We start from the raw sequence: 2466 nt of genomic DNA on the forward strand, positions 1-2466 counted from the left end.
GGAGTTATGCGATGTCCTCGTCATCCACCGCGACCGCAGTCGTCCCGAGCGCCCTGCGTGATCTGTATCTGGGCTGGTCCGAGCTCATGGCCACCCACGAGCTGGACATGCGGCTGTTCCGCAGCATCTTCGATGAATGGCACCAGCCGACCATCGAACCGGAAAATGTCACCTACAAGGAGGAGACGGTCGGCGGCGTGCCCGGCATCTGGGCGTTCCCGGCCGGAGCCGATCGCTCCAAGGTCCTCCTCTACACGCACGGCGGCGGGTTCGCCGTCGGCTCTGCGGCCAGCCACCGGAAGCTCGCCGCGCACGTCGCGAAGGCGGCCGGGGTAACAGCGTTCGTGCTGGACTACCGTCGCGCGCCCGAGCACCCGCACCCCGCCCAGGTAGACGACGGGGTCGCGGCGTTCGAGGCCCTGCTGGAGCGGGGGGTCCACCCCGAGGACGTCACCACCATCGGCGACTCGGCGGGAGGCAATCTCGCCATCGCCATCCCGTTGGCGTTGAAGGCGAAGGGACGGCCGCTGCCCGGGCACGTCATCGCGTTCTCCCCGTGGCTGGACATGGAGAACCGCGGCGCGACGCTGGTCACCAACGATGCGACCGACGCGCTGATCTCCGTGCCGCTCCTGGAGGGCATGATCGCCGGCGTGCTGGGGGAGACCACCAGCCCGTCGGCGCCGCTCGCGAACCCGCTCTACGCGGATTTCACCGGGTTCCCCCCGCTGTACGTCAACGCCGGTTCGGTCGAGTCGTTGGTCGACAATGCCGGCTCTTCGGACATTCGGTGGGGGTCATGGGGCCAGGCCGCCAGCGGCGAGGAGCATCCGGAGCCTGTAGTTCTCGCGGTTACGGAACCCGCGGGCGAGACGGCGATGCAGTTCGATGATCCCGTTCACTGCCTCGGTTCCTCCGTTGTTGGCCCGGCCGGTGGTGAAGTAGGCCAGGAACGCGTCCTTCCACCGGCGCAGGGTGCGGCCGAGGCGGGCGATCTCCGGGATCGGGCAGGTGGGGAATGTCGCGACGACCTGCTCGGCGATCCGCCGCCCCTCTGCGAGGTCCCTAGCGTGGTAGGCGGAGCGCAGCTTCTGCGCGCACTGCCACGCGACGTGCACGGCGTCGTGGGCGGGATCGACGGCGATCGCGGCGTGAAGGCGGGCGCGTTGCTTCTCAGTGAGGTTCTCCGCGCCGGCGCGGAGAATGGTCTGGATCCCGAACAGTGGGTCGCCTTTGCGGCCCCGGTGCCCGAGGGTGTCTTGCTGCACCCGCCGGCGGACCTCGTCGACCGCGGTGGTGCCGAGCTTGACGACGTGGAACGCGTCCAGCACCGCAACGGCGTCTTGGAGGGTGTCGTCGATCGCGCGTTTGTAGCCGGCGAACGGGTCCAGCGCCGCGATCTGCACGTTGCGCCGGAACGCGTCGCCGCGTTCCTTCAGCCATCCCGCGTAGGCGGTCCCGGAGCGGCCTGGCACGAGATCCAGCAGCCGGGCATGTGTCTTCCCGCTGCTGTCGCGGGTGAGGTCGACCATCCCGGTCAGCTCCCTCGACCCGCGCCGACGCGGGTCGACGTGATGCCACACATGCTCATCGACGCCGAGCGTGGTGACGTTCGCGAACCGGGACTCGTCCGCGGCGAGCTTCACCAACTCGGATTCGACGGCGCGCCACACCGTCTTCCACGAAGTGCCCAGCTGACGGCGGATTCCTTCAATGGTGGCGTGTTCGCGCCGGAGTTGCCCGACTGCCCAGGCGATGGCTCGTTTCGTGATCGACCCGCGGTGGGCAACTAGCGATGGAATCTGTTCGACGAACGTCTTCCGCGCGCAGCTATCCTCGTCACACCTGAAGACCCGTTGCCGCCAGACGATCCGCACCCGAGTGGGCCCGGGAACGTCATGTAGCACCCGGCGGCGGCGCCCGCGGCCGACCGCGACGACACCGCACCCAGGGCACCCATTCGGTGTCGCAGAGCTCGAAACCGTCACGACTAGAACCCCGTCGCGGCGGTCGACGTGTTCGACATGGACACCATCGAGTCCGAGCAGCAGGTCGCAGCAGGAACAAGGATAGGAGGTGGGGCGCGCGTCAGTGCACCCCGAATTATCGTGAGACACGTCGAAGGTCCTTGTTGGTATTGCCACGGAGGAGCAGTGAATGCCAGCCCCTGAGCGCCCTCGGCAGAGCATCTGACTGGGTCTGGACGTGACGCTCTCCCGAGGTGTCGCGCTTGTCGGTGCGCAGATTTCGTCCGCGCTCCGTCTTCAACTCGGAGCCGGGCGACGACGCGTTCCGGCGTGGGCGGCCCTTGTCTGCGACGGCGGCCCTGACAAACTTGAGGGCACAGGTGGTGGAGCCTGTCGACGACTCACCGAGCCCAAGGTTCTCCAGTCGGGTGGGCGCTCTGGTCGTTCAGCGCTCCCAATTTGGTGAACGATCATGGCGGGGCGCCGAGTTCCGGCGCCC

General features: G+C 68.1%; 1 protein-coding gene and 1 pseudogene. One reads left to right on the top strand and one right to left on the bottom strand.

Translation table 11 applies throughout. From position 1 onward, the window contains the following. Positions 1-107 precede the first annotated feature (107 nt). Positions 108-761, top strand: a pseudogene (locus B4F19_RS15730) (alpha/beta hydrolase fold domain-containing protein); the annotation flags it as partial. A gap of 36 nt (positions 762-797) precedes the next feature. Here the strand turns inward: B4F19_RS15730 and B4F19_RS15735 are convergent. Next, a complete protein-coding gene (locus B4F19_RS15735; protein ID WP_422662295.1) occupies positions 798-2117 on the bottom strand; it encodes an ISL3 family transposase in 1320 nt (439 codons plus the stop codon). Positions 2118-2466 lie beyond the last annotated feature (349 nt).

This window comes from Microbacterium sp. UBA1097, from assembly GCF_002313585.1.
GTDB lineage: Bacteria > Actinomycetota > Actinomycetes > Actinomycetales > Microbacteriaceae > Microbacterium.